General features: G+C 69.3%; 16 protein-coding genes and 1 pseudogene. 11 read left to right on the top strand and 6 right to left on the bottom strand.

The window, feature by feature from the left end:
• The first annotated feature begins 461 nt into the window (after positions 1-461).
• Complete coding sequence (locus ACI2L1_RS08645) at positions 462-845, top strand: hypothetical protein (RefSeq protein WP_404738571.1); 384 nt, start codon at positions 462-464, stop codon at positions 843-845.
• Positions 846-1094: 249 nt separating this feature from the next.
• Here the strand turns inward: ACI2L1_RS08645 and ACI2L1_RS08640 are convergent, their stop codons facing one another.
• The 4 genes from ACI2L1_RS08640 to ACI2L1_RS08625 all read right to left on the bottom strand — a co-directional run bounded on the left by ACI2L1_RS08640 (position 1095) and on the right by ACI2L1_RS08625 (position 8860).
• Positions 1095-1394 (bottom strand): hypothetical protein, encoded by a 300-nt coding sequence (locus ACI2L1_RS08640; RefSeq protein ID WP_404738570.1) that lies wholly within the window; start codon positions 1392-1394, stop codon positions 1095-1097.
• Positions 1395-1533: 139 nt separating this feature from the next.
• Positions 1534-2337, bottom strand: a complete 804-nt coding sequence (locus tag ACI2L1_RS08635) for a leucyl/phenylalanyl-tRNA--protein transferase (RefSeq protein WP_404738569.1) — start codon at positions 2335-2337, stop codon at positions 1534-1536.
• Entirely contained in the window at positions 2331-5606 is a 3276-nt protein-coding gene (locus tag ACI2L1_RS08630; protein ID WP_404738568.1) for an amino acid adenylation domain-containing protein, read from the bottom strand. Before ACI2L1_RS08630 ends, ACI2L1_RS08635 begins: the two co-directional genes overlap by 7 nt.
• Before the next feature lie 77 nt (positions 5607-5683).
• The gene (locus ACI2L1_RS08625) at positions 5684-8860 is read right to left on the bottom strand and encodes a putative bifunctional diguanylate cyclase/phosphodiesterase (RefSeq protein ID WP_404738567.1); all 3177 of its coding nucleotides are present in this window, start codon (positions 8858-8860) and stop codon (positions 5684-5686) included.
• 461 nt (positions 8861-9321) lie between these two features.
• Between ACI2L1_RS08625 and ACI2L1_RS08620 the strand changes: the two genes are divergently transcribed.
• From ACI2L1_RS08620 to ACI2L1_RS08595, 6 genes are all read left to right on the top strand, one after another.
• The gene (locus ACI2L1_RS08620; RefSeq protein WP_404738566.1) at positions 9322-10512 is read left to right on the top strand and encodes an MFS transporter; all 1191 of its coding nucleotides are present in this window, start codon (positions 9322-9324) and stop codon (positions 10510-10512) included.
• 153 nt (positions 10513-10665) lie between these two features.
• Complete coding sequence (locus tag ACI2L1_RS08615; protein WP_404738565.1) at positions 10666-11046, top strand: response regulator; 381 nt, start codon at positions 10666-10668, stop codon at positions 11044-11046.
• A complete protein-coding gene (locus tag ACI2L1_RS08610; protein ID WP_404738564.1) occupies positions 11046-11420 on the top strand; it encodes a response regulator transcription factor in 375 nt (124 codons plus the stop codon). Before ACI2L1_RS08615 ends, ACI2L1_RS08610 begins: the two co-directional genes overlap by 1 nt.
• Positions 11417-12517, top strand: coding sequence for a HEAT repeat domain-containing protein (locus ACI2L1_RS08605; RefSeq protein ID WP_404738563.1), 1101 nt, complete (start codon positions 11417-11419; stop codon positions 12515-12517). The genes ACI2L1_RS08610 and ACI2L1_RS08605 overlap by 4 nt, the downstream gene beginning before the upstream one ends.
• A gap of 5 nt (positions 12518-12522) precedes the next feature.
• Positions 12523-14001, top strand: a complete 1479-nt coding sequence (locus tag ACI2L1_RS08600) for a glycosyltransferase family 2 protein (protein ID WP_404738716.1) — start codon at positions 12523-12525, stop codon at positions 13999-14001.
• Complete coding sequence (locus ACI2L1_RS08595) at positions 13998-16097, top strand: ATP-binding protein (RefSeq protein ID WP_404738562.1); 2100 nt, start codon at positions 13998-14000, stop codon at positions 16095-16097. The genes ACI2L1_RS08600 and ACI2L1_RS08595 overlap by 4 nt, the downstream gene beginning before the upstream one ends.
• A gap of 23 nt (positions 16098-16120) precedes the next feature.
• On the opposite strand, the gene ACI2L1_RS08590 is transcribed toward ACI2L1_RS08595, so the two are convergent.
• Together ACI2L1_RS08590 and ACI2L1_RS08585 are read right to left on the bottom strand one after the other, a co-directional pair.
• Positions 16121-16609, bottom strand: a complete 489-nt coding sequence (locus ACI2L1_RS08590; protein WP_404738561.1) for a glycoside hydrolase family 16 protein — start codon at positions 16607-16609, stop codon at positions 16121-16123.
• A gap of 66 nt (positions 16610-16675) precedes the next feature.
• The gene (locus ACI2L1_RS08585; RefSeq protein ID WP_404738560.1) at positions 16676-17050 is read right to left on the bottom strand and encodes a hypothetical protein; all 375 of its coding nucleotides are present in this window, start codon (positions 17048-17050) and stop codon (positions 16676-16678) included.
• A 231-nt stretch (positions 17051-17281) separates the two neighbouring features.
• Here ACI2L1_RS08585 and ACI2L1_RS08580 point away from each other — a divergent pair, with 231 nt between their 5' ends.
• The 4 genes and pseudogenes from ACI2L1_RS08580 (at position 17282) to ACI2L1_RS08565 (ending at position 22714) form a co-directional block, all read left to right on the top strand.
• The gene (locus tag ACI2L1_RS08580) at positions 17282-20068 is read left to right on the top strand and encodes a response regulator (protein ID WP_404738559.1); all 2787 of its coding nucleotides are present in this window, start codon (positions 17282-17284) and stop codon (positions 20066-20068) included.
• Positions 20069-20072: 4 nt separating this feature from the next.
• A complete protein-coding gene (locus ACI2L1_RS08575; protein WP_404738558.1) occupies positions 20073-21617 on the top strand; it encodes a diguanylate cyclase domain-containing protein in 1545 nt (514 codons plus the stop codon).
• Positions 21618-21663: 46 nt separating this feature from the next.
• Positions 21664-21901: pseudogene (locus ACI2L1_RS08570) on the top strand (hypothetical protein); the annotation flags it as partial.
• 48 nt (positions 21902-21949) lie between these two features.
• Positions 21950-22714 carry a TIGR03936 family radical SAM-associated protein gene (locus ACI2L1_RS08565; protein WP_404738557.1) on the top strand — a complete coding sequence of 255 codons (765 nt, stop codon included), beginning with the start codon at positions 21950-21952 and terminating at the stop codon, positions 22712-22714.
• The last annotated feature ends 125 nt before the right edge of the window (positions 22715-22839 follow it).

The raw sequence follows: 22839 nt of genomic DNA, 5'->3' as shown, positions 1-22839 counted from the left end.
TGGACGCCCTGGGGGACGCCAGCGAGGAGGAAACGGCTGTCGTCCTGAGGGCGCTCGGTGCGGAGAGTGGGAGCCAGCGGTTGTGCGGGAGACACCGAGAACGACCTTGCCGCGCCCTGGGGGCTCGGCTGCTGGCCATTCCGAGGCGCAGTGGGTCTGAGGAGTTGCGAGTCCAGGAGGGCCCCGTACCCGGTGGCTGTCGCCTGACTGGCTGCTCTCGGTTCGCGATGTGCCCCGTGGCTTCCTAGCGTGGCGATATCCGCTAGCAAGGAGGCGCCATGTCAGCGAGCGAGCCATCTGGGGACAATCCTCGGTGGGGAAGTCCGGGCCAAGCCTCTCCTCCTCCCGGGCAGTGGGCATCGCCCCCTGCGCCACCGCAGAAGAAGCGGCGAGGCCGTGGCTGTCTCTGGGGATGTGCCGGCGCTCTGGCCGCGGTCGTTGTCATCGTCGTCGTTGTGCTGGTGATCGCGTCAGGGGACAACGATGGGAGCACCACCCCTGCGCCCAGTACGAGCTCTACCGCGAAGACGCAGCAGGGGCGGACACAGGAGCCCGAGGGGGAACGAGCCGACCTCGTCAGCTTCAAGCTGGACGACCGCTCGCAAGCCGGTATCACCAACATCTGGCTCATTTGGACGATCAAGAACAGCAGCAGCGAGAAGTCCAACTACTCGTGGGACTGGGAGGCGGTCGACGCAAGAGGCACTCGCATGGCGAACGGTTCGCAGTTGGAGACCAACGTGCAAGCCGGCCAGACCGCTCGGGGTGAGTTCCCCACGACGCTCAAGAGCGTGCAGGGCATCAAGCTCAACGTCACCAGCTTCAACCGCACTGCTGCCTACTGAGCAGGCCCAGGTGCGTTCCGGACGACTTGTCCTCCACCAGTCGACGCACGAAGGAGTTCGCCGCACGTTCTGTCCGCCGGCCGCAGCGTCTTGCGTTGTGGCGCAGGGTGGAGGCCCTGGAGGACGGTGGCTGCCGAAGAGGCTGCTGCCGTCCTGGGGGCGCTGGGTGCTCAGCCCCGGCACCAGGGTCCCGCGCCGGATGGTGTGGCAACGCCGCTGGCCGCACGATCCACCAGAAGAAGGGCGCTGTCAGGCGGCACCGCTGATGCCGGAGGCCACGAAGCGCCGGTAGAGGGGCGAGAACTCGGTCTCGGGCTCACCGGCGATGTCAGCTTCCTTGATGGCGGACACGAGCCGCTCGGAGAAGAACCGCTCGAAGTCCGCTTGGCTGTTCCACACGTCGATCACGTGCAGCGAGCCTCCTTCGAACCAGGCCACGTGCAGGACCGCGCCCTCTGGCTCCTCATCCTCCCAGCGCACCGCGTCTCGCACGGTGTCGTACTGCGCGGGTGTGACTCCCGGCCAGCGCAATGACAGCACAACAGCCATGGGTATCTCTCCTTTGTCGTTCGCTTTCCTCCGCCCAGTAGACCGGCGCGTGCAGTCGATCGCCTGTCGTTGTAGGCCGTTCGTGGAGGCGATCGCCGGCATTCAGGCAGATCTCCGCGAGCGGTGTGGCGTGGGGCGGTCAGGGAGATCCCGTCGGCTTGGCGAGGCGGCGGGCGGGCAGGGTGGCGGTGGGTATCGGGAGGCTGTCGCTCGTGGTGTGGCAGAGGTGTCGTACGTATTGCTCTCGCGGTACGAGAATGCCGCCCAGGTCGCGGACGTGCGGGCTGTCCCGCTGTGCGTCGAGCAGTACGCCGCCGGCTTCTGCGAAGCGTGCCGCGAGGTCGGTCACCGCGACCTTCGAGGCGCCGGGACGGTGGAAGAACATCGAGTCCATGCTGAAGACCGATCCGACCTGGAGGCCGAAGACGCCGCCGACCAGATCGCCGTCCTCCCACACCTCGACGCTGTGCGCATGACCCAGATCGTGCAGGCGGACCAGGCTTGCGATCAGCTCGTCGGTGAGCCACAGAGGAACACGGTCGGCGCGGCATTCGCGGACGACCCGCTCGAACCGCCGGTCCAGGCTGGTCGACCACTGCAGCCGGTTGCGCAGCCGCCGGGCGAGGCTGCGGCCGAGGTGTGGGGCCGAGACGGGCAGCACGGGTCTGGGGTCGGGCGACCACCAGGAGACGGCGTAGGGATCGGCTGCTTCCTCCCCCGCATCCACCCCCACGAGCGGGATACGGCCCTCCTGGACCTGATCGGCGAAGACCACCTCGTTGAGTGCGCGGGTGTATTCGTCGGATGCCGGGAAGGGATAGACCCCGGCGCGGTAGGCCGCCAGGAGGCTCGCGGGACTGAGGTCGGCGGAGAAGGCCACCGGACCGTCGGGCGCCGCATCCGACACGTCCAGCGCCTCCCAGCAGGCGCAACGGTTCACCACCGGGCCGCTCCGGGCTCCCGGCTCCTCACCGACCCGACGGAGTCGGTCTGTTGGAGGAAGTCGATGTAGCGGTCCAGCATCTCCGCGTCCACCGGAGGAACGTCGATCCCGGCATCCATCAGCGCCCGCTCCGCGTTGCCGCGGGTGAACTCCGGGAAGACGCCCTGGAAGTACATCTCGCTCACCGTGATGTCAGCTCGGGCACACCGGTCGACGAACAGTGGGACGAACGGGGTGATCGGGTCGGTGGGATGCGCGGCCGCGTACTTCACCAGCGAGGCGATCCACTCGGCGTAGGGGACCTCCCGGACCGGGTGGCCCCGTCGGCGCAGGCACGCGGCGAGCGAATCCAGCAGTGTGGGACGGGGGTTGGTGAGGTGGTAGACCTCGCCGCGGGCGGGACGGCGGGTCGAGATGTGTCCGATGGCGCGGGCGAGATGGTCGGCCGGCAGGAAGTCCAGCGGCAGCCGGACGTCGGGGCACAGTCCGGTCCGCGTGATGAAGTCGAAAAGCGCGGCCAGCTCGCTGCTGGTGTTCATCACGCCGGTTCCACTGCTGCCCGTGATGTCCATCAGGCGGTAGACGGCGATCGGCAGGCCCGCGTCGGACGCCTGCTTCAGCAGCGCCTCGGCGACCCATTTGGTCTCCACGTATCCCACCGACAGATAGTCCGGGAAGCGCAGGGGCGTGCTCTCCGACACCTGGTGCACCCCGGCCGGCCCGAATCCGGCGAGCACGGCCATGCTGGAGGTGAAGTGGACGGGTACGGCCCTGGGGGCGGCGAGGCGGATGATCTCGTATGTGCCGTCGACGTTGGCCGCGCGCAAGTCGTGGTACGGGTAGATGAAGTTGACCTGTCCGCCGAAGTGGTAGACGGCGTCGATGGTCGCTCCCAGTTCCTCGAACCGGCCGGGTGACAGCCCCAGTGCGGGCTTGCTCAGGTCGCCGACGACTGGCTGGACGCGCTCGCCGGACAGATCGCTGAGGACATGGCGCTGGTGGCTCTGGCGGATTTTTTCCATGGCCTGCTGCTCGTCGTCGGCCCTGACCAGGCAGAGGACCCGTCCCGTCGTCCGGCGCAGCAGCTCGCCGATCATGTGTGCCCCGCAGAACCCGGTCGCCCCGGTGAGGAGGACGTCGCCGGGATCGCCGGTGCGCGGAGCCGGCGCCGCGTGGCCCACCGCCACAACGCTCCGATCGGTCTCGGCGGCGAAGTCGACGCTCCCGCCGTCCGGTGGGGCCAGTGTGCCGGCCCGCGCCTGGCGCACCGACTCGGCGAACGCGGAGAGTACCGGCTGCCGCAGCAGTGAACGGGTCAGCTCGCGGATCTGGCCGACACCGATGCCGAAGATGACGCGGGTCCGGGCGAGCATCTCCATGGCCAGCAGCGAGTTGCCGCCCAGCTCGAAGAAGTCGTCGTGCGGACGGACGCGTTCCACATCCAGGATCTGACCCCACAACTGGGCCATTCCCTGCGGGACCGGACGGTCGTCGACGCCGGCCGTCGTCGCCGGGGTTCCGGATTCCGGCGTGGCCTTTCTGTCGAGCTTTCCGCTGGGTGCGACGGGCAACTGCGCCACGGCGCGGAAAGCTGTCGGGATCATGTAGCTCGGCAGGGCCTCGGCGAGTGCCGACCGTAGCCTGGTGCGCAGCGCTCCCTCACCGCCGTTCGGCGGGGCGCTCGGGGTGTAGTACGCGATGAGGTCCCGGTCGCCGTTGTCGCGTGCCCGGGCCACCACCATCGCCTGGCCGACCTCCGGGTGGGAGACGAGCGCGGCCTCGATCTCGGCCGGATCGACCCGGAATCCGCGGATCTTCATCTGGTCGTCGACCCGGCCCAGGATCTCCAGGTTGCCGTCGGAGCGCCGACGGCCCAGATCCCCGGTGCGATACATCCGGTCCCCGGGTGCCGAGCCATGTGGGTCGGGCACGAACTGCCGTGCGGTCAGGGCGGGTTGCCCCCACACGCCACGTGCGAGGCCGGGTCCGCCGATGTAGATCTCGCCGCGCTCGCCCGGTGGCACCGGGCGCAGTTGAGCGTCGAGCACATGGACGTGACTGCCCTCGAGGGGCGTGCCGATCGGGGCGACTGCGGTGTCCGGCGCGGCGAGCACTACCTCGTTCAGTTCGCAGAGCGTGGAGGTGATGGTGGTCTCGGTGAGCCCGTAGGCGTTGACGAGGCGCGCGCCGGGCATCCGGCGCCGAATCGCGCGGCAGTCCTTCGCGGTGACGATCTCGCCGCCGACGATGGCGAGCCTCAGCGACGCGAGGATGTCGCCGCGGTCCGCGACGGAGACGATCCGGTGCCAGTAGGCGGGGGTCAGATCCGCGACGGTGATCCGGTGCTCCGGGAGTCGGCGCAGGAGGTCGGTGGGTGCCCAGGTCTGTGTTCCCGCCAGTACGAGGGTCGCGCCGCTGATCAGCGGGGCGAAGATCTGCTCCAGTGAGGTGTCGAAGCCAAGCGCAGCGGCGTGCAGCACCCGGTCGCCGGGCGTCAGTTCGTATGCCCGGGCCACGGTGGTGAGGGAGTGGGCCAGCGACCGGTGGGTGATCATCACGCCCTTGGGAGGTCCGGTGGATCCGGAGGTGTAGATCACGTAGGCGAGGTCGTCCGGCCGGGGGCCGGGTGCCGCCGGCTGTTCGGTCGGCTGCACTTGTGCGGCCGGTTCATCCGGGTGGACGATCCGTGCCTCGCACCCGGCGAACATCGGGGTGTGCTCGCGGCTCGAGACGATGAGGCGTGAACCGGTCTCCTCGACCAGTGCGACCATGCGTTGCCGCGGACTGGCCGGGTCGAGGGGCAGGAACGCGCCACCGGAGCTCATGACCGCCAGCAGCGTCACGATCAGCTCGGGCACGCGGTCGAGACAGACGGTCACCACGGACTCTGCGCCGACGCCCGACTCCCGCAGCTCGTGGGCCAGCAGGTCGGCGCGGCCGATCAGCTCGGCGTAGCTGAGCAGGCCCTCGTCCGAGAGCACCGCGAGCGTGGACGGCGCACGCTGCGCCCGCTTGCGGATCAACTCGGGCACGGTGCTCGGCCCGGACCCCAGGGGGCGCGCCCCGGAACGGGCACTGGCGGGCCGCATGTCCCTCCAGAGGCGGTCGACAAGGTCCTCGCATGACACGGCGCACATCGGTCCGGCGATCCGGCGCCACCCGGCCGGAATCCCCTGATCGGCGGGCCAGATCGCGTACTGCTTCTCGTCGTTGCGCAGCACGGCGCACGGCTCAGCCGACTCTTCCGGGGGGTGGTCACGTTCCGTCACCTTGGGTCTCCTGCCTCGCGAGGAACTCAACGGAGCACGATGCACGCCCCTTTCGTCGAGGGGCGAGGGCCCCGTCATCACCGCTTCCTGTCCGCGGGCGCCACAGACGCTTCGGCCAGGCGGCCGAGTGGCGGCGCGAGGACGAGCTGCCCTGCCTCCTCGGCGCTGACCGGCTCGGCGAAGAGGTAACCCTGGCCGAGCGGGCAGCCCATGGAGATCAGCAGTTCCTGCTGCCTCACGGCCTCCACTCCTTCGGCGATCACCGTGAGGTTGAGCGTGTCGGCGAGATGCGTGATGCCCTCGACCAGCGCGTACTGTTCGGGCGAGCGACCGAGTTCGTCGACGAACGACTTGTCGATCTTGAGGATCGAGATGGGGAACTCACGGAGATAGCTCAGCGACGAGTAGCCCGTGCCGAAGTCGTCGATCGCGATACGGATCCCGAGGTCGGTGAGCGAACTCATCTCCCGCAGGATACGTTCGTCGTTGTACATCAGCACGCTCTCGGTCAGTTCCAGTACGAGAGACGACGGATCGATGCCGGAGAGATCCAGGGCGCGTCGGACCACGTCGTAGAACTCCTCGTCACGGAACTGACGCGGTGACACATTCACGCTGATGTAAGGCGTTTTGCGGTTGGTGGTCCCGTCGCGATGCACGGACTCCTCCCACCGGACGGCCTCGGCGGCGGCCTGGTCAAGCACCCAGGCGCCGAGCGGGACGATCTGCCCGCTCTCCTCCGCCAGCGTGATGAACTGCTCCGGCATCACCATGCCGCGCGTGGCGTGGGGCCAGCGAAGCAGCGCCTCGAAGCCGGAGATCCGCCCGCTGGTCAGCTCCACGATGGGTTGGTAGAGCACCAGGAACGACGTCTCGATCGGCGCACTGTCCAGCCCTGCCTGCAACTTGGCACGCTCGGCCATGCCGCTCTGTAGTTCCGGGCGGTAGCGACGCCACTGACGCTTGCCTGCCGTCTTCGCCGCGTACAGGGCGAGATCGGCGTGTGCGAGCAGCTCGACCGAGTCGACGCTGTCCTCCGTCGTCGCGAAGCCGACGCTGGCGTACACGGTCATCGGTCCCACACTGAGCCGGAACGGCTCGGCGAACACCTCCATCACGTGTTCGGTGAACCGCTCCACGCCTTCCGTCGCGGCGGAACCCTCCACCAGCAGCGCGAACTCGTCGCCACCGAGGCGCGCGGCGGTGTCGGAGGCACGGACGGTGGTCTGCAGGCGAAGGGAGAGCGCGACCAGGAGTTCGTCGCCCACTCCGTGGCCGTGTATGTCGTTGACGACCTTGAAGTCGTCGATGTCGAGGAAGAGCACGCCGACCACCGTGCCCTCGCGCTGTGCCTGCACCAGGGCGTGGTTGACCCGGTCCTGGAAGAGCACGCGGTTGGCCAGACCGGTGAGCGAGTCGTGGAAAGCCTGGTGGGTGAGTTCGCGTTCCAGTTTGCGCTGTTCGGTCACGTCCCGCAGGGTGAGCACCACCCCGCCGACGGTCGCCTCCTCGCGCAGGTCGCTCCATCTCACCTCGACCTCGATGGACGTCTGGTCGACGCGGATCATGCGCCAGTGCTCGCGCCTGGTCTGGTACTCGTGGCTCCGTACCCGGGCGAGTGTCTCGACCACCGTCTGGCTGTCCTGCGGAGGCACCAGATCGACGAGTTGGGCGCCCTCCAGGTTCGGAACGCCCAGCACCTGGTCTGCGGAGGGGCTGGCGTAACGGATCCGGTCCTCCTCGTCGAGGATCAGGATGACGTCGGAGGCGTTCTGCACCAGCGTGCGGAAGTACGCCTCGCTGTTGCGCCGGTTGACCTCCTCGGCGAGGGCGACCCGCGCCACGGCAAGTGCGGTCTGCGAGGCGAGAGTTGCCAGCGCGTCCCGGAGCACGAGCAGGTCGTGCTCGTCCCCGGCCACGACCAGGGTCCCGATCAGCGAATCGCCCGAGGGGTGATCCTGCGAGATGAGCGGGCAGACTAGCGCGTGTTCGATGCGGTTCGGCTCCCTGTCCGGGTCCCTGAGCCGGGTGGCGAGGTCCGGCCCCACACCGGCGAGGGCCACCAGGCGGTTCTGGCCGGACTCGGCCAGTTCCGCTATGGCTGCCGTCCCCTGCGCGGACACGGGCCCTCGTGCCGTGTCGTTCCTCCCGTTCACCCAGAGGGTGTTGTCCGGCACGGTGAGCAGCGCGGAACGCGGCGGGCCGTGCGGCATCAGCTCAGTCACCGCCGTTTGGACGGTGGCGGCCACATCCCGCAGATCTCCCGCTCCGCCCAGCGACGACACCGTGTTGCGCAGCACCTTCTCCCGGCCGACCGCCTGCCGGTGTGTCGCCACCACGCCCGCCAGGCGATAGAGCACCAGGAGGAAGAGCGCCGCGGAGAACGCGCCGATGACGCCGATGTCGGCGCTCTGGCCACGCACGGCTTCCGTCAGGAGGATGGCCGGCGCGATGAGCGACGCCAGGATGAGCAGGCTCAGCCGGCCCGTGCCGGCCTCGCCGCGCCATGGCACCGGCTGTGTCAGCGACCGCATGGACGGATCGAGCGCGGCGATCGCCCAGGCGCCGTACAGAATGACCCAGCCGAGCTCGACCGCAGTTCCGGTGCGCCATGTTCCGTTCAGTTGGATCAGGCCGTAGAGCACGTCGGAGGTGAGCAGGCCGACGGTGCCGACGGTGAGCAGCATGAGCGAGAGACTCTTGCCGCCTCGGCCGGCGAGCAGGCGCAGCAGCATCGCCAGGACGAGGATGTCGCCGAGCGGATAGGCGATGGAGAACGCCTTCTGCACCCAGGTGAGACCCGCGAGGTGGGCGAACGGATCGATGAGGAAGAGCCACGACAGCAGCGCCAGACCGACGGTCAGCGTCAGCGCGTCGACGAGGCTCGCGCGGTCGCGCCAACTCGTGCGCCAGTGGACGAAGCCGAGCAACCCGGCCGCGTACAGGGGATATGCCAGGAGATAGAAGCCGTCGGCGATCGACGGAAAGCTCTGTTCGTCAAGCCACTGGATGAGGACGATCTGGGCGGCCTGGCCCGCGGCGAAGGCCAGGTTTCCCGCGGCGAGCAACAGCCAGGGGAGCCGATGCGTAGGGCGGTTGAGAATGACACCCAGAACAATACCGAGGACGCCGGTCACGCCAATGCCGACGAAGATCAGCCGCTGCGCCGGAAATGCGTAGTAGATCGCCGTAAGTGCGACGATACATACGCTGAAGGCGACCATGACGGCCTGGCTACGCAGTCGCGCGTTCAACCCAACTCACCTCCTGGGAGGGCCACTTGCCGGGCGGACCGAGCTGGGCCAAAAGCACCGGACTACGGCGGAAGAGCCCGTGGGGCCGGGCTGACGAAGGAGAATTATCGGATCCAGGACTCGGTATTGGTCGCCTGTGAACACGATTGGCGTATACGCGGTCCCGGAGTGCGCGGTTGCCGGAATTCGCGGTCGCCGGTATAGAGGCTCCTTCTCGCCGAGACATCGACGTGTCTGCAATCCAGCTTACCCGGCTCGCCATTTCCCGCACGCGCACGGAGAGATGCCGGTCGCGTAGCGGTACACCGGGCCATGCGTGAATATGGAGGACATGGGGGACGCGGAAAGGAAGCGCGGAAACCGGACCGGATCCACCCGGCGGGGATCGGCTCCTGACGGAGCGTGGACTCGCGGACCGGATCTGCCCGCGACGACCGGCTCCTGACGGAGCGTGGCGTCTCATGCTCTCCGATTACCGCCGGATCTTCTCTCCCGCGGGCAGTCTGCTCTTCTCCGCCGCGGGCTTCATCGCACGCCTTCCGATGGCGATGGTCGGCGTCGGCATCGTCACCATGCTGTCGCAGCTCGGCGGTGCGTACTGGCTCGCCGGCTCGGTCTCCGCCACGCAGGCGCTCGCCACCGCGGCGATCGGGCCGCGGATCTCCCGGCTGGTCGACCGTCACGGCCAGCGCCGGGTCGTCCTCCCGGCGATGGCCGTGACGGTCGCCGCCATCTGTGCGCTGCTGCTGTGCGCCCGGTATGCCGCGCCGGTCTGGACGCTCTACGCCGCGGCTGCGGTGGCAGGGTGCATGCCGAGCATGGGTGCGCTCGTCAGGTCCCGGTGGGCGGAGATCCACCGGAAGTCGCCGCGGCTGCTGCACACCGCGTACTCGCTGGAGTCGGTGCTCGACGAGGTGATCTACGTCGTCGGCCCGATCCTGGCGATCACGCTGTCGACCAGGGCCTGGGCCGAGGCCGGACCACTGGCCGCCGCGGTCCTGCTCGCCGTCGGTGTCCTGCTGTTCGCCGCGCAGCGGCGTACGGAACCGCTGGTGCGCCCCGAGCAGCAAGGCGCCGGGGGCGGCACACTGCGCATCCCGGGACTCGGCCTGTTGGTGCTGACGCTGACGTCGGTGGGCGTGGCCTACGGCTCGATGGACGTCGCGACCGTGGCGTTCGCCGGCGCACACCACCACAAGGCCCTCTCCGGCCTGCTGCTGGGCGCGTATGCCCTCGGCTCGGGCCTGGCAGGCGCGGTCTTCGGCGCGATCGCGCCGCGGGGGGCGATCACGCGGCGGCTGCTGCTCAGCGTCGGCGCGATGGCGGTGACGACGGCACCGCTGTTGTTCGCGCCGGGTCTCGCGGCGCTGGCGGGGATGCTCTTCGTGGCGGGCATGGCCATCGCGCCGACTCTGATCACCGCGATGGCTCTGGTGGACCGGCTGGCGCCGGCCGCCCAGCTCACCGAGAGCATCACCTGGATCGTCTCGGGGCTCTCCGTCGGGGTGGCGCTGGGCTACGCGACCGCCGGGTGGGCGGTCGACGCGGCGGGAGCCTCGGCGGGATTTCGGGTGCCGTTCGTAGCTGCCCTGCTCGCCGCCTCGACGGTCTTCCTCGGCCTGCCACGGCTGAACCGCGCCGGTGCGCGATGAGCGGGCCGGGCTCCGCCGCGCGCCGGATCCCCACCCTGGTCGCCGCCGCCCTGTGGCTCTGTCGTCGATCGGGGCGGGTGGGGCATATGTGGTGGAAGTGGATTATTGATTCTATTTTGTTCCTGACGGTCTTGCTTCGTGGACAGGACGGTGATGAACCCACCTCGCGTGCTCGTGATCGAGGACGACCCGGACGTGTGCGCCCTGCTGGCGCGGCACTTCCGGGAGCTGGGATGCCCGGTGGTCGTCGCGCCCTCGGGGGAGGAGGGCCTCGAACTCGCCTTCGCCGACCCGCCGGACATGGCGGTGGTCGACGTGATGCTCCCCGGTATCGACGGACGGGACGTACTCCGGACCCTGCGGGCGGACGAGCGTACGAAGAGATGCCGGCTGGTCGTCTCTTCGGTGCTCGACAAGGAGGTGCTGGTCGACCTCGCGGACGAGGTGCTGGCCAAGCCGTTCAGGCAGTCGTCGGTGGCACGGCTTCTGGATTCGTACCGGAGTTCCGTGGCCCAGGAGTCCCAGGAGGATTGATGGCGCGTGTCCTGATCGCCGACGACGACTCGGACATCCGGGACCTGGTGGCCTTCAAGCTGACCCAGAGCGGCCACGAGGTCACGGTCGTGGAGGACGGCATGGCCGCCCTCAAGGCGGCCCGTGAGCAGCCGGTGGACCTGGCGCTGCTCGACATCCGGATGCCCGGGATGTCGGGCCTGGACGTCTGCCGGGAGCTGCGGTCGGCGCCCGAGACCGCGACCCTCCCCGTCATCATGATCACCGCCCGCTCCCAGGAGGGGGACGTCGAGGTCGGCTTCGCGGCGGGCGCCGACGACTACATCATCAAGCCCTTCAGCCCGCGGGAGCTGTCCAGCCGGGTCACCGCGGTGCTCGGCCGGGTGGAGCGGTGATTCCGAACGGCATCGTCAGCGGCGCACTGCTGTGCCTGCCGGCGGTGCTCCTGGCGCTCGGTCTGCTGATCGTCTCCAACCGCTGCGTCCGCAGACTGAGGCAGCGCCGACGTGAGCGTCGGGCGGAACCGGTGCGCGGTCTGCTGCTGCAGCTCCTGTGTGCCGAGGAGGACGAGCAGGACGAGCTGCTGCGGCAGCTGGCGGAGGTCGACCAGCGGACCTGGACCGCCCTCGAACCGTCCTTGACGGCGCTGCTGGGCAAGGTCTCCGGCGCCGCCCGCACGGCACTGGTCCGGCTGTACGAGGAGCGCGGGGTCGCCGTGGAAGCCGTCGCCGACCTCGAAAGCCGCAGCGCGGCCAGGCGGGGACGCGCCGCCCAGGTGCTCGGCCAGCTCTCGCACCGGGCCGCGGAGCCGTCGCTGTACCGTCTGCTGGCCGACCGCGACCCCGAGGTCCGCCTGGCCGCCGTACGGGCGCTGGGCCGATGCGGGGGACCGGCGACCGCGCCGCACCTCCTGGACGCGCTCAGCGGATCGCGGACCGTACCGCCCGGAGCGGTCACCGGCGCCCTCGTCTCGCTGGGGCCGCAGGCGCAGCGGAACGTCGCGGCCGGGCTGGACCACCCCGAACCACTCGCCAGGGCTGTGGCCATCGAGGTCCTCGGCGCGACCGGCGTGGTCTCCCGCACCTCCGACATCGCTCGTGCCCTGTGTGCGGATCCCTCCGACGAGGTACGGATCCGGGCGGCCCGCGCGCTCGGCAGACTGGGCATGCCCGATGGCCTGGAACCACTGCTGCAGGCCGTCGGGCCCGGTCAGCCGCTCGCCCTGCGCATCGTGGGCACCGGGGCCCTGGGCAATCTCGGTGCTGTCTCCGCGACCGACCGGCTGGCGGAACTGCTCGGCGACGCCAACCGGCATGTGGCGTCGACAGCGGCCCGCGCGCTGCTGCGGCTCGGTCCGACCGGGCAGACGGCGCTGCAGACGGCCGCGGCGGGTGCGCGGGGCGAGCAGGCCGCCGCGCAGGCCAGGGCCGCGCTCGCCGAGGCCGCGGTCGCCGGCTCCCAGCATGACGTTCGCGTGGAGGTGCCGCTGTGAGCACCATGGCCGGCGAGCCCTGGGAGTGGCTGCTCGGCGCGGCGCACACACTGATCTCCGTCTGCGACACCGTGATCATCAGCTACTTCCTCGTCATCAACTCCGGCCAGCTGATCCTGATCCTCATCGCCCTCGGGGAGTTCGTCAGACGGCTGCGCCGGGCCCCCTTCGCGGGCTACGACGACGCCGCGACCAGCACCTTCACTCCGCCCGTGTCGTTGATCATGCCCGCGCACAACGAGGCGGCCGGCATCGTCGAGGCGGTGCGCGCGATGCTGCTGCTGCGCTATCCCATGTTCGAGGTCATCGTCGTCGACGACGGCTCCACCGACGGCACGCTGGACGTCCTGCGGGAGGCCTTCGACCTCTCGGAGGTCGAGTACGTGGTGTCGTACGACGTCCCCACCCGCGGCAGGATCCTTTCGGTCAACCTGCCCAGGGGCGGCCCGGTACCACTGGTGGTGGCCCGCAAGGAGAACGGCGGCAAGGCCGACGCGCTCAACGCGGGGATCAACCTGGCGCGCTATCCGCTGGTGTGCCTGGTGGACGCCGACTCGATCCTCGATGCGGAGGCGTTGCTCACCGTGGCCAAACCGTTCAGCGACGATCCGGTGCGGATGGTGGGCACCGGCGGTGTGATCGGTATCGCCAACGGCTGCAGGGTGGTCGCCGGCCGTGTGGTCGATCCGCACGTCCCCTCCGAACTGCTCGCACGCATTCAGGTCGTCGAGTACCTGCGTGCCTTCTTCCTGGGCCGCACCGGATGGTCCAAGATCGGCGGCCTGCTGATCATCTCCGGTGCCTTCGGGCTCTTCCGCCGGGACGCCGTGGTGGCGGCGGGCGGGATGGACGCAAACTGCATCGGCGAGGACGCCGAGCTGGTCATCCGGCTGCACCGGGACATGCGCCGACAGCGCCGCGCGTACCGCATCGCCTTCGTCACCGAGCCGATCTCCTGGACCGAGGCGCCCACCCGACTTGCGGACCTGGCCTCCCAGCGACGGCGGTGGCACCGCGGGCTGACCGAGATCATGCTCAAGCACTGGCGCATGATCGGGAATCCCCGCTACGGCGTCGTAGGCATGCTGGCGCTGCCCTTCTACCTCTTCTTCGAACTGCTGGCGCCGCTGGTGGAACTCTCCGGTCTTGTGCTGGTTCCGCTGAGCGTCCTGCTCGGCGCGGTGAACGTGGACTTCCTGTGGAAGTTCCTGCTCGCCGCCTATGCCTATGCGGCGGTGGTCAGCCTCGTCTCGGTCGCGGTGGAGGAGTACGCCTTCCACCGGTTCTCGCGATGGAAGGACGTCTGGGGCGCCGTCGTCGGCGTGGTCGCCGAGAACCTGGGCTACCGCCAGCTCACGGCGTGGTGGCGGTTGCGCGGCATGTGGGACGCGCTGCACCGGACTCCCCAGGTGTGGACGCCGCTGACCCGCGCGGGATTCGACTCGCCCGGCGAGGTGAAGGAAGGCGGAGGTGATCGCGTATGAACGGCATCGCCGACCGGGTCAACGGCTCCGTGGGGCGCCGGCTCGGGTACACGTTCGGGCTGCTGACCTTTCTGATCGCGCTGTGCGGCATCGGCACGTTGATCGGTGCGCAGCTTCTGCAGAGCCACTACGACCAGATCATCGACCGGATCCATCCCGCCGACGACGACAACCGGCGCCTGCGCACCGAGGCCATCAATGCGCAGCGGTCGGTCCGGGGCTATCTGATCACCGGTGACCAGAGTGAGCTCGCCGCCTTTCGCGTGTCCCAGGGTCGTATTCCGTCGGTCATCGACGACCTGCGTGGGCACGACGTCGTGGACGAGAGTGACATCGCACCGCAGCAGCGAGATCTCGCTGCCTACTTCCGTGTCGCCGACGAGCAGACGCGCAGTACTCCGAGAAGCGAGCAGGCCGCGGTGCTCACCCGTGAGGCGACCCGGCGGTTCAGGGCGTTCGAGCTGGCCAACGACCGCCTGAACAGTCAACTGAAGGCGGAAGAGAAGAGCATGGACCGGCACGGCGACACGGTGTTCCGGGCCGGTACGGCCGGTCTCGGCGCCACGGTGGCCCTGGCCCTGGGCCTGGCGGTGTACGCCTCCGTACGTACCACTCGCGCCCTGACGCGTCCGCTCGGCGACGTCGAGCGGACGCTCGGCCGGCTCACCGTGGGAGACCATTCGGCGCGTGCCCAGGAGATGGGGCCGGAGGAGATCAGGGTGGTGGCCCGGTCGGTGAACTCGCTCGCCGACGAGGGTGACCGGCTGCGTGGGGTCGAGGAGGTGCGGCAGCAGCTGTCGCGGGCCGCGAGGGAGACGGGCATCCGGATCAGGGATCAGCTCGACGTCGACCACGTCCTGGACACCGCGAGCCGCGGCATCGGCGAGGTCCTGGCCGCCGACTACGTCTTCATCCTGCTCGCCGAGAAGCACGGCTCCGCATTCCCGGTGGCCCGGGTGTGGTCCGCGGAGCGGGGTCTGCTGTCCGACGAGGAGCGCAGGGCGATTCCGACGCTCCCGGCGGACGTGGTCCGCGACCACTACCGGCGCGGCACGGTCTGGCTGGCCACCGACCTGCACCGGTACGTGTCCGACACCACGCCCATGCCGGGTGCGCCGGGCTCCTTCGGGAGGACCGGCATGCCCGCCGAGAACCGCGTCGCCGCTGCGGCGCTGGGCCTGGACTCGGCGGTGATCATCCCTGTGGGCGTGGGAGAGGAACCCATCGGTGCCGTGTCCGTCGCCCGCACCAGCGCCGACCGGCCCTGGCGTCCGGTGGACATCGAGATCGCCGAGTCCATGGCCAGCGGCGTCGGCCGGGCGCTGCACACCGCGCTGCTATACGAGCAGGAGTCGAGCCTGGTGGAGAAGCTGCGCGCCCTGGACAAGGCCAAGAGTGACTTCCTGTCCACCGTCTCCCATGAGCTGCGCACCCCGCTGACCAGCATCGTGGGATACGTGGAGCTGCTGAAGGACGAGGACACCGGACCGCTCACCGAGCCTCAGCTGCACATGCTGGACGTCGTCGACAGGAACGCGAACCGGTTGCGGGCGCTGATCGAGGACCTGCTCACCCTCTCCAGGATCGAGTCGGGGGCGTTCACCTCCCGCAAGGCAGCGGTCGACCTGCGCCGTCTGGTGACCTCGGCCGTCGACGCGATCAAGCCGGCCGCCGAGGCCGCCTCGGTCTCGCTGGACACGCGGTGCGACGAACGGCCGCTGGTCCTGCACGCGGACGGCGAACAACTCGATCGGGTGCTGATGAACCTGCTGTCCAACGCCGTCAAGTTCACCCCGGAGGGCGGGAAGGTCAGCGTCCGTGCCGAGCGGGAGGACGGCGAGGTGATCCTCAGTGTCAGCGACACCGGCATCGGCATCCCCGAGAAGGAGCAGGAGAAGCTCTTCCAACGGTTCTTCCGCGCCTCGAACGCCACCGACGCGGCCATCCCGGGAACCGGCCTGGGGCTGACCATCGTGCGCACGATCGTGGCGAACCACGGTGGTGAGACGCGGGTGCGCTCCCAGGAGGGCCGAGGTACCACGATCACCGCCCGGCTGCCGCTCACCGACCCCGACCATGCGCCGGACTCCCCCTGAACGGCGGTGTCCTGGCCGTGGGTTCATACACCGTCCTCGAAGGTCACTTTCCGTGCCCGGTAGTCGTCGACGGCACCCTGAACCTGGGACGGGTTCAGCGCCTGGTCCTTGAGGAAGTACACGTAGTCGACCTTCTCCTCGTACGAGCGCGGCCTCCTGCTGTTCGTTCCCAGCAGGTCGATCAGCCAGTGGTTGAAGCGCAGGGTCATCGTCGTCTCGGGTACGTACGGCTGGGGGTGCGTCGCGAAGAGCCGGCCGTCGACGTGGTAGGTGATGTGCTCGGCGTCGACCGTCACGACCAGGTTGTGCCAGCCGGCGAAGCTCGCGCGCTCCTGGGTGGTGATGTCGACGGCCTGCCAGGGGTCTTCCTGGTAGGTCTCCCACGAGGTGGCCAGCAGGGCGCTGCTCGGGACGCTCCAGCCGCCGTTGGGCAGGTACTCGAAGTCGAGTTCGCTGTAGTCCGGGTCCATCGGCTGGTTCAGCGGCGAGATGGTGAAGAACGTCTGCACCATGTGGTCGCCGTCCGGCCCGGACACCGGGGCGTCACTGAACCGGACCCGGGCGGCGTAGGTGCCGTACTAGAACTTGCGCTGGTGGTAGATCTCGGTCTGTTCGGTACCGGCCCTGGTGCCGTCGGTGCCGGAGCGCAGGGTCATGACGGAGTTGCCGGCCTCGGTGCCGAACGTGATGTTCCGCGGCCTCCAGGTGGCGCCCTGCACCCCAGGGCCGCCCTGACCCGACTTCAGCGTCCAGCCGTGCCGGGAGATCAGCGGATCCCTGTAGCCGGTGTAGTCGAAGTCGTCGAACAGCGCCGGGCCGGCGAAGGGCTGAGCGGTCGCCGTGCCCTGGCCGGAGGCGTGTGCGGTGGTACCGGTGAGGGCGGCGCAGAGCAGCCCCGACGCGACGACTGCGCGGGCGTTCCTCTTCCAGAAGGCCAGGGCGAAAGTGGTCATCGGACGAGTGCCTTCCGTGCGGGGGAGCCATGGCTGACGTGCCGTCAGGAGACTGGCACGGGCGGCCGTCGGTGCGGTGGTGCCGGGCGACCGGGCCACCCGAATGCCGCAAACGGCCCCGGAGGCTCGATTTGCGATCTTCGATGGTTCGCTCTTGGCTGGAAACGTCCTGGAAATGTCCGCACCGCACCTTTTGTCGCGGCCTGTCGGAAGTTCATGTGGAGGCGGACCATGCATCAGGAGCCCCCAACCACGCCGGGGCAGTACGCGGCGGACGACGAGGAGCGGTTTCGGCTGCTGCTGAAGAACTCCGCGGACATGGTCTTCCGCCGGACGCTCGACGGTGTCTACCAGGAGGTGTCCTCCGCGGGTGAGGCGCTGCTGGGGCAGCCGGTCGAGAGGACCGTCGGGACAAGCGTGAAGTCCTGGGTGCATCCCGGCGACGTGGAGGAGTTCGAGTGGGCGGAGCGGGATCTGCACCGCCACGGCCGTGTGGTGGTGTGTCTGCGTCTGCGTCGTAAGGACGGGCACCAGGTGTGGGTGGAGGCGACGTCCTGGGTGGTGCGGGACGCCGCGGGCGAGCCGTCGGAGGTGCGCGGGTTCGCCCGGGAGGCGGAGGGCCAGCGGCGCAGGGAGGAAGCGCTGCGACTGCTGCAGGACCAGGCGCGTTCCGTCATCGAAACCGCTTGGGACGCGTTCGTCTCCATAGACGAGGACGGCCTCGTCATCGACTGGAACCAGAGCGCCGAGAAGCTGTTCGGGTTCAGCAACCGCGAGGTGATGGGCCGTCCGCTGAGCGAGACGATCATGCCCGAGCGATACCGCGCCGCCCACGCCGCCGGTCTCCGGCGGGTGCTGGCCGGCGGAGAGGCTCATGTGCTGGGACGCCGTCTCGAACTCAGCGCCCTGCACCACGACGGCCACGAGATCCCGGTCGAACTGACGGTGTGGCGGATGAAGTCGGCCAAGGCGCGCTGCTTCAACGCGTTCATCCGCGACATCAGCGAGCGTAAACAGGCCGAAGCCGCCCTGGCTGAGGCGCGCGACCAGGCGATTGCCGCATCCCAGGCGAAGTCTCAGTTCGTCGCCTCGGTGAGCCACGAGATCCGTACCCCCATGAACGGGGTCATCGGGCTGAGCAACCTGCTGCTGGGCACCGCACTGGATGCCGAACAGCGCCGCTACACCGAGGGCATTCAGGCCGCCGGCTCGGCATTGCTCACGCTCATCAACGACATCCTGGACTTCTCCAAGTTGGAGGCGGGCAAGATCCAACTGGATGAGGTCGCCTTCAGCCCGCAGGCGCTGGTGGAAGAGGTCGTCTCGCTGGTGGCACAGACCAGCCAGGCCGAGGGCCTGGAACTGCTCAGCGACTGTCATCCCGAGCTGCCCGCGATGGTGCTCGGGGATGCCGGCCGCCTCCGGCAGATCCTGCTCAACCTGGCGTCCAACGCGGTGAAGTTCACCGAATCCGGGGAGGTCGTGCTCAGGGCCCGCCCGGCGCCGTCCCGGCCGCCCGCAGAGCACTCGCCATGGCTGCACTTCGAGGTGGCCGACACCGGCATCGGCATCGACGAGGCCGATCAGGAGCGGATGTTCGACGCCTTCTCCCAGGCCGATGCCTCCACCACCCGCCGCTACGGGGGCACCGGACTGGGCCTGGCCATCTGCCGCAGGCTCACCGAGGCGATGGGCGGCTCCATCGGCGTCACCAGCCGGCCCGGCCAGGGGAGCACTTTCTTCTTCACCGTACCCGTGCGCGCACCGGAGGCTCCCGAACAACCTCCGATCCCGGTGGACCCCGCCACTCTTCGCGGGCTTCGAGTCCTGGTCGTCGACGACAACGACACCAATCGGCTGATTCTGGATGCGCAGCTGCGCAGGTGGCACATGCAGCCGACGACGGTCGCCGGCGGCGCCGAGGCCCTGGTGGCCCTGCATGAGTCGGCGGCCGCGGGCCGTCCCTTCACGCTGGCTCTCCTCGACATGCACATGCCGGAAATGGACGGACTGGAACTCGCCCGCCGGATCACCACCGACCAGAACTTCGCCCGTGTACGGCTGCTGTTGCTCACCTCCGGTTCCCAACTGCCCGCTGTCGAGCTGCAGGCCGCCGGCATCGCCCGCAGCCTGCCCAAGCCTGTCCAGCAGTCCCAGCTCATGGATGCCATGGTCGAACTCACCCTCCGGACAGCACCGGTGACGACCGCGGCATCGGCTCCCGCTCCCGCCATCCCCGAAACGGCTCAACGCGGCCGTCTGCTGCTGGTCGAGGACAACGAGATCAACCAGATGGTGGCCCAGGGCATGCTCACCCGCCTCGGGTACAGCACGGATGTCGCCGCCGACGGCATCCAGGCGCTGCGTATGACCGAGGAACACAGCTACCAGGCCGTGCTGATGGACTGCCAGATGCCCCGGATGGACGGCTACACCGCCACCGAGGAACTGCGCCGCCGCGAAGCGAGGGGAGACACACACCTGCCGGTGATCGCCATGACCGCCAGCGCTCTCGCCGAGGACCGGGAACGGTGTCTGGCCGCGGGCATGGACGACCACGTCTCCAAGCCCGTCAGCGCCGACGAGTTGGGGGAGACGCTCGCCCGCTGGGTCCGCCCGCCCGACTCCCAGGCAGACGACGAGGCGCCTCGCGGTTCCATCGAGCAGCGGCTGAACGAACTACGCGGCACCGGTTCCCCGGCCGAGAACGAACTGGTGGACCGGCTGGTCGATCACTTCCTCGTCCGGGCGCCCGAGATGATCAACGCCCTCTTCCACGCACTGGACCGCCACGACAGCGGGGAAATCGCGGAGCAGGCACACAGCCTCAGAGGCGCTGCCGGCAACATCGGGGCGCACGGCCTCGCCGCCTGCTGCCAGGAGCTGGAACGGTATGCCGACGCCGGAGACCCGGCCCCACTGACCCAGGCCGCCCCCCGTCTCCAGCACGAACTGGACCGCACCTGCCACACCCTGGAGACGCTCCGTTCCCATCGTCGCCGCCACGGACCTGGATGAGGGCGTGGGCAACGTTCAGAAGCGGCTGCCTGGCAGCCGTGACGCGGCGGTCTGGTCGTATGCGGTAGCAGGGGCCGCTGTGATCGTCACCTTCCTGGTCACCTCCTCTTCGGCGCGTTACATGCTGCCCGCGCTGATATCCGCCTTGGTCGTCTTCGCGATCGTGGTGGGTGTGGCCAGGAACAAGCCGCCATCGGCCCTTCCGTGGTACCTGTTGGCCGCAGCCATGGCACCGTACGCGGCGGCGGACGCGATCTGGGGCCTCTACCAGGTCCGCAGCGCCGAGGTGCCGTTCCCCGGTGTGGCCGACGTGCTCTACCTGGGCAGCTACCTGTTGTTCACCGCCGGACTGGTGATGCTGGCCCGGCAGCAAGCGGGTCGGCTGCACTGGGCGGGGCTGCTGGACGCGGGAATCGTCACGCTGGGATTCGGCACTCTGGCATGGGCGTTCATCATCGCCCCGTACCTGCGCAGCGAGCTGTCCTCGTGGCCGCTCGCGGTGTCCATCGCCTATCCCGTCACCGATCTGGTGCTGCTGTCCATGGCCGCACGGCTGATGCTCACCACCGGCACGCACACGCCGTCGTTCCTGCTGTGCGTCGGATGGCTGCTCGTCCTGCTCGCCGCCGACGGCCTCTACTACGGCACCCAGGCGACGAACGGGGCCGCGATCTGGGAGGACGTGTCCGAATTGGGGTGGATGGTCTCGTCCCTCCTGCTGGGGGCGGCGGCGTTGCACCCCTCCGTCGCACGGTCGACGCGGCTCGCGGAGGACCAGGAGACGCTGCCCCGGCGGCGGCTGTCGGTCCAGATCGCGCTCATCCTGACGGGGCCGTTGATCGTACTGGTCGACGTGGGAGGCATCCGGAACCAGCCCACGCACGTCACGGTGCTCGTCGCCATGATGGCGGGCCTGTCGCTGCTGCTGGTGCTGCGCGTCGCGTTCCTGGCCCAGTACGCCCATGACCGGGCCATGGCGGCGAGGACGCGGGCCCTCGCCCTCAGCGCCTCGCTGCAGGAGCAGGCGGAGCTCCAGAAGCAGCTGAGCCATCAGGCGACCCACGACCCGTTGACGGGTCTGGCCAATCGAGCACTGCTGAATGAGCGTCTGGAATCCGCTCTCTGCCGGTGCTCCGCCCACTTCTCCGCCGGAATGCTCCTGCTCGATCTCGACGGTTTCAAGGACGTGAACGACACGCTGGGACACCCGGCCGGTGACGAACTGCTGGTCGACGTCGCAGGGCGGCTGACGGGCAGGGTCCGAGAACAGGACCTGGTGGCCAGGCTCGGCGGCGACGAGTTCGCGCTCCTGGTGGAAGGCGTGGACGAGAGCACGCTGCACGACTACGCCACGCGCATCCTCGACTCCTTCAGTGCCCCCTTCGTCCTTGCCCACGGTCATTCAGTCCACGTGACGACCAGCATCGGAGCCATGAGCATCAGCAGGCCGACCACGTCTGCGGAGGTGCTGAGGGACGCCGACACGGCCCTCTACAGAGCCAAAACGGCAGGCAAGAACCAGGCCGCGTTCTTCGAATCCTCGCAGTAGTGAGCGTGCAACCAGCATCCGGACGGAGCGCCGAGACGTCTACGCAGGGCATGTGATCCGGGACGTGGTGCTGCGCCCCGTCGCCGAGGCCGCACGCGGTGTGGGCCGGATCACCCGCGCCGCGCCGGCCTCCGCTCGTGAATCCGTACGGGAGGCCCGCGCCGACTTCCGGCGCATGCTCTCCGGCGAACCCCCGTGCGAGGGAAGCCGTGGCCCGCCGGGAACCGACGGGCGCCGACACACGTACTCTTGGTAGCAGTACGACCGCACTCACGAAGGACTGAGCGACACTGGGCAAGCGACAGCCCGAAGGCCCGCCGCCCGCACCGGCGGTGCAGCGCATCCGACTGCGCTACACCAAGCGCGGCCGCCTCCGGTTCACCAGCCACCGTGACTTCCAGCGCGCCTTCGAGCGTGCGCTGCGCCGCGCCGAGGTGCCCATGGCGTACTCGGCGGGGTTCACGCCGCATCCGAAGGTGTCGTACGCCAATGCCGCACCCACCGGCACGGGCAGTGAGGCGGAGTACCTGGAGATCGCGCTCACTCAGGCGCGGGACCCGGAGAAGCTTCGGCTCCTCCTTGACGAGTCGCTGCCCACCGGGCTCGACGTCGTCGACGCGGTCGAGGTCAGGACCTCGGGACTCGCCGACCGGCTCACCGCTTCCGTGTGGGAGCTCAGGCTGGACGGCGTGGAGCCGGCGGAGGCCGGGCGCGCGGTCGCCGCGTTCAACGCCGCTGAGGCCGTGGAGGTCCAGCGGACCACCAAGAACGGCCTCAGGACGTTCGACGCCCGCCCCGCGGTCGTACAACTTGAAACGCACAGTGAACCTGCTGATAGGCCGACCGACCAGCCCTGTGCGATACTGCGGCTGGTTGTTCGGCACGTGACGCCTGCCGTTCGACCCGACGACGTCCTGTCCGGTCTCCGCGCCGTGGCCGACCTGGCGCCGCCGGTCCCCGCAGCGGTGACCAGGCTGGCGCAGGGGCTGCTCGATGAAGAGACCGGCACGGTGACCGACCCGCTCGCGCCCGACCGCGAGGCAGTCGAGGCCCACTCAACGGCCGAATCGACTGCCGCCGCGAAGGTGTCGGCGTAAGGAAGGTCCCGCGAAGGACGGGCGTCGTAGCGCAGCCCTCGTACTCGGGAGCCACCTGGGTCGGGCAGCGCACTGACCACAAGACTTTCGCCAGGCCGTACCCAAGAGGGCGTACGGAACCGGCG

Origin of the sequence: Streptomyces sp. NPDC019531 (assembly GCF_044903305.1) — a bacterium.
Classification (GTDB): domain Bacteria; phylum Actinomycetota; class Actinomycetes; order Streptomycetales; family Streptomycetaceae; genus Streptomyces.
Note: the sequence above shows the minus strand (reverse complement) of the source record. Positions and strands in the feature narration are given on the sequence as shown.

Excerpts from the sequence above, each read along its gene's own strand:
- ACI2L1_RS08600 (WP_404738716.1), top strand. The coding sequence starts at position 12,523 with ATGGCCGGCGAGCCCTGGGAGTGGCTGCTCGGCGCGGCGCACACACTG.
- ACI2L1_RS08580 (WP_404738559.1), top strand. The coding sequence starts at position 17,282 with ATGCATCAGGAGCCCCCAACCACGCCGGGGCAGTACGCGGCGGACGAC.
- ACI2L1_RS08595 (WP_404738562.1), top strand. The coding sequence starts at position 13,998 with ATGAACGGCATCGCCGACCGGGTCAACGGCTCCGTGGGGCGCCGGCTC.
- ACI2L1_RS08610 (WP_404738564.1), top strand. The coding sequence starts at position 11,046 with ATGGCGCGTGTCCTGATCGCCGACGACGACTCGGACATCCGGGACCTG.
- ACI2L1_RS08620 (WP_404738566.1), top strand. The coding sequence starts at position 9,322 with ATGCTCTCCGATTACCGCCGGATCTTCTCTCCCGCGGGCAGTCTGCTC.
- ACI2L1_RS08585 (WP_404738560.1), bottom strand. The coding sequence starts at position 17,050 with ATGACCACTTTCGCCCTGGCCTTCTGGAAGAGGAACGCCCGCGCAGTC.
- ACI2L1_RS08640 (WP_404738570.1), bottom strand. The coding sequence starts at position 1,394 with ATGGCTGTTGTGCTGTCATTGCGCTGGCCGGGAGTCACACCCGCGCAG.
- ACI2L1_RS08590 (WP_404738561.1), bottom strand. The coding sequence starts at position 16,609 with ATGGTGCAGACGTTCTTCACCATCTCGCCGCTGAACCAGCCGATGGAC.
- ACI2L1_RS08615 (WP_404738565.1), top strand. The coding sequence starts at position 10,666 with ATGAACCCACCTCGCGTGCTCGTGATCGAGGACGACCCGGACGTGTGC.